Below are 4208 nucleotides of genomic sequence, written 5' to 3'. Positions count from 1 at the left end.
AGGCCATCTCCGCCTGTTTGATCAGGTAGTCGAGGATTTCCTGATAGGAGAGATCCCGTAAGTCCTCAACCTTGAGGTTGTCTTTGAGCAGGGGAATGAACTCCTGCATCTTGGCCGTCAGCTTGTCGATTTCCCACTCCTCCGGCGGCAGCTCCGGGTTGACGTGGGCTTGCACGATCTCCTCAACGGTCTTGCGCACGTAGTCCAGGATCTTGGGTTTGAGGTTCTCCCCTTCCAGGATGCGCCGCCGCTCCGAGTAGATGGCCCGCCGCTGGTTGTTCATTACCTCGTCGTACTCGAACACCTGTTTGCGCAGGTCAAAGTAATACACTTCCACCTTGCGCTGCGCGTTCTCCAGGCTGCTGGAAAGCAGCGGGTGCTCGATGGGCATGTCTTCGTCTACCCGGAACATGTCCATCAGCTTGGCCACCCGCTCGCCACCGAAGATCTTGAGCAGGTTGTCTTCTAGGCTGAGGAAAAAGCGCGAGGAGCCAGGGTCTCCTTGCCGTCCGGCGCGGCCCCGCAACTGGTTGTCGATGCGGCGGGACTCGTGGCGCTCCGTGCCGATGACATGCAAGCCCCCCAGCCGCACCACCTCCTCGTGTTCGGCCTCTGTGACCTTTTCGTACTCGGCCTTGATGCTGTTGTAGACCTCCCGCAGTTGCAAGATCAGAGGATCCTGCACCGGCGCCTTCTCCGAGGCCACTGCGATGAGATCTTCCACCACCAGCTCCGGCAGGCGGTTTAACCCATACTTGGCCACTGCAGCGGCCACCACCTCGTCCAAAGCCTGGCTGGTGCGGGCCGACAGCTCACAGGGGTAAAAGTTGGGAGAGACCACCGTCCAGGATTTTTTCGGCTTGGGCGAGGTTCCGCCAAACCCTTGCCCACCGCCCCGTCCCACCATGGGAACGGATCCCAGGGGGTTGTCGGCGTCCAGTTGGGCCAGCTTGGGCATCAGCCGTTCCCGCAGCTTGAGGCGGGCCATGTACTCCGCATTGCCGCCCAAAATAATATCCGTGCCCCGCCCGGCCATGTTGGTAGCAATGGTTACAGCACCTTTGCGTCCTGCCTGGGCGATGATTTCCGCCTCCCGTTCCACGTTCTCCGGTTTGGCGTTGAGGAGGTTGTGGGGGATCCCCATTTCCTTGAGCATGGCCGAGAGGCGTTCGGATTTCTCCACGCTGGTGGTTCCCACCAAAACAGGGCGCCCCTGGGCGTGCATGTGGGCAATCTCCTCGGCGACCGCTTTCCACTTGGCGTTTTCGGTCTTGTACACCAAATCGGGGGCATCTTTGCGGCGAATGGGCCGGTTGGTGGGGATCACCGTGACTTCTAGGTTGTAGGTTTTGCTGAACTCGGCTTCCTCGGTGCGGGCAGTGCCTGTCATGCCGGAGAGCTTGGGGTAGAGCAGGAAGAGGTTTTGGTAGGTGATGGTGGCCAGGGTTTGGCTCTCGTTTTGAATCGGCACCCCCTCCTTGGCCTCCACCGCCTGGTGCAGCCCGTCCGACCAGCGGCGACCGGGGAGCACCCGCCCGGTGAACTCGTCCACGATCACCACCTCTTGGTTGCGGACGATGTAGTGGACATCCCGGATGAAGAGCTCCTTGGCCTTCACTGCATTAAAGACAAAGTGCGCCCAGGGATCCTTGGGATCGAACAGGTCGGAGACCCCCAGCAGCCGCTCCGCCGCCTCAAACCCTTCGTCGGTGAGGATGACGTTGCGGGCTTTTTCGTCCACCTCGTAGTGCTCGTCCCGGATCAGCTCCCGCGCCACCTGAGCCGCCTTGAGGTATTTTTCGGAGGGGCGGGCCATCTGGCCGGAGATGATCAGGGGAGTGCGGGCCTCGTCGATGAGGATGGAGTCCACCTCGTCGATGATGCAGTAGTTAAAGGGCCGCTGCATCACCTCTTTGATGTCGGTGGCCATGTTGTCCCGCAGGTAGTCGAAGCCCAGCTCGCTGTTGGTGCAGTAGGTGATGTCGCAGTGGTAGCTGCGCCGCTTCTCGTCGGTGGACATGCCCTCTTGCACCAGGCCGACGGTCAGGCCCAGGAAGCGGTGCACCTGCCCCATCCACTCCGAGTCCCGCCGGGCCAAGTAGCCGTTGACAGTAACGATGTGAACCCCTTTCCCGGTCAGGCCGTTGAGATAGGCAGGCAAGGTGGCGACCAGGGTTTTCCCTTCGCCAGTTTTCATCTCGGCAATCTGGCCCTCGTGCAGCACCATGCCGCCAATGAGCTGCACATCGTAGTGGCGCAAGTTGAGAACCCGCTTGGCCGCTTCCCGCACCACTGCAAAAGCCTCGGGCAGGAGATCGTCGAGGGACTCCCCTCTATCCAAGCGCTGGCGAAACTCGGTGGTCTTGGCCCTGAGCTCCGCATCCGAAAGGGAGGCGATCTCAATCTCCAGCGAGTTGATCAGCTTGACAACAGGCAGGTACTTGCGGATCTTGCGATCGTTGGGATCCCCAAGGAGCTTCTGGAGAATTTGGAGCATGGGCAAGCCTAGGCCAATCATTAAAGTAGCGATATAGCGCAATTTTACCATTCCAATTGGCTTGGCCGGCCAGCCCAGCCAAGACGGCAACAGCCCTTTGCCAAGAAAGCCCCAAGCCCTGGAGGGGGGAAAGTGCTTGCGGCCAAGGGCAAGAAGATGTCAGGCTAGGGAAGCGAAGGGATCCCAGGGCTTATGAACTTTCTAGGCGTTGGACTGCCGGAAATGCTGGTTATCTTTGCGGTGGCCCTCTTGGTGTTTGGGCCGCGCAAGCTGCCGGAGATTGGCCGTGCCCTAGCCAAAACCTTGCGCAGCTTGCAGGATGCCGCCAGAGAGTTTGAGGCCCAGTTAACCCAGGAAGCCGAGGAGCTGGAAAAGGCCGCCCGCACAGCCGCTCCCAAGGGCGCCAAAACAGCAGCTCCAGCCCCAACCCAAACCAACTCGACCGGCACAGCCGACCCGTCCACAAAGCCGGCTGCCGAAGCAGAGCCTGTGGCCGCCGCATCCCCGTCCGAGGGCTCGTCAACGGCGGATGCTGCCTAGTCTATGCCCCGCTGCAACCTGCTCTGTTTCGGCATGGAGATCACGCACCTGTTCGTTTTGCTCCGGCGGAGGTAGCAGCCGGGCTGCGGCAACACGGCCAAAACCCCTCCGACTCCGAGATCTCACCAGGAGCTGCCCCCTGCCGGCTCCTCGGCGACGATGGGGATTCGCATCGACCTCAGGCGTTGGGATGGTCGGCTGGTGGATCCCTGGTTGTTGCAGGAGATCAACCGACAGGACTGAAACCCCTTGGCCAGGGGTGCTTGCTCGGAGACCGATCCAGGCCCTAGGGTAAAGGGGCGAGCTCTTTGCGCCTCTATGCCCACGGCCACCCTGTTGGTCTCTTGCCCCGATCAAAAAGGGCTGGTAGCCAAGCTCTCTAACTTTATCTACAGTTACGACGGCAACATTCTTCACGCCGACCACCACACAGATCTCGAGGCAGGGCTGTTCCTGAGCCGCATCGAGTGGGACCTAGAGGGCTTTCGCTTGGAACGCTCGGAGATTGTCCCCGCTTTCTCTGGGATTGCCCGCGGGATCCAGGCCAACTGGGAGCTGCATTTTTCCGACACGCGCCGGCGCATTGCGGTGTGGGTTAGCAACCAGCCCCACTGTCTGCTGGATCTCATCTGGCGGCAGAGGGCTGGGGAGCTGCTGGCGGAGATTCCTTTGATCATCAGCAACCATCCCGATTTGGAGCCGCTGGCCCGCTCTTTTGGCATTGACTACTACCACATCCCTGTTTCTCCGGAGAACAAGGCCGAGGCAGAGGCCCGCCAGCTCGCCCTGTTGCAGGAATATCGCATTGACCTGGTGGTCTTGGCCAAGTACATGCAGGTGCTGAGCGGGTGGCTGCTCCGCCAGGCGCCGCCGGTGATCAACATTCACCACTCCACCCTGCCTGCCTTTGCCGGCGCCAACCCCTACCAGCGCGCCCACCAGCGGGGCGTCAAGATCATCGGCGCCACCGCCCACTACGCCACCGAGGAGCTGGACGAAGGGCCGATCATCGAGCAGGACGTGGTGCGGGTAAGTCACCGCGACACAGTAGCCGACCTCATTCGCAAGGGCCGCGACATGGAGCGCCTAGTCCTGGCCCGGGCCGTGCGCTATCACCTGGAAAATCGCGTGCTGGTCTACCACAACAAGACTGTGGTGTTCGCTTGAAGGA

3 protein-coding genes are annotated in these 4208 nt (G+C 61.1%); 2 read left to right on the top strand and 1 reads right to left on the bottom strand.

Annotated elements, in window-relative coordinates:
- Nucleotides 1–2488 (bottom strand): preprotein translocase subunit SecA (gene secA / locus NW809_RS11020; RefSeq protein WP_414402141.1); only part of this gene is annotated, 2488 nt, incomplete at its 3' end.
- 201 nt (nucleotides 2489–2689) lie between these two features.
- Between secA and NW809_RS11015 the strand changes: the two genes are divergently transcribed.
- Both NW809_RS11015 and purU read left to right on the top strand, forming a co-directional pair.
- Nucleotides 2690–3037 carry a TatA/E family twin arginine-targeting protein translocase gene (locus NW809_RS11015; RefSeq protein ID WP_099884193.1) on the top strand — a complete coding sequence of 116 codons (348 nt, stop codon included), beginning with the start codon at nucleotides 2690–2692 and terminating at the stop codon, nucleotides 3035–3037.
- A gap of 318 nt (nucleotides 3038–3355) precedes the next feature.
- The gene (gene purU / locus NW809_RS11010; protein ID WP_414402140.1) at nucleotides 3356–4204 is read left to right on the top strand and encodes a formyltetrahydrofolate deformylase; all 849 of its coding nucleotides are present in this window, start codon (nucleotides 3356–3358) and stop codon (nucleotides 4202–4204) included.
- The last annotated feature ends 4 nt before the right edge of the window (nucleotides 4205–4208 follow it).

Source organism: Synechococcus sp. WC101 (assembly GCF_047461555.1).
GTDB lineage: Bacteria > Cyanobacteriota > Cyanobacteriia > Thermostichales > Thermostichaceae > Thermostichus.
The sequence above is the reverse complement of the archived record's forward strand: the minus strand, read 5'-3'. Positions and strand labels throughout refer to the sequence as shown.

What these genes read in the sequence shown, in the direction of transcription:
- NW809_RS11015 (WP_099884193.1), top strand. Translation starts at nt 2,690, where the DNA reads ATGAACTTTCTAGGCGTTGGACTGCCGGAAATGCTGGTTATCTTTGCG.
- purU (WP_414402140.1), top strand. Translation starts at nt 3,356, where the DNA reads ATGCCCACGGCCACCCTGTTGGTCTCTTGCCCCGATCAAAAAGGGCTG.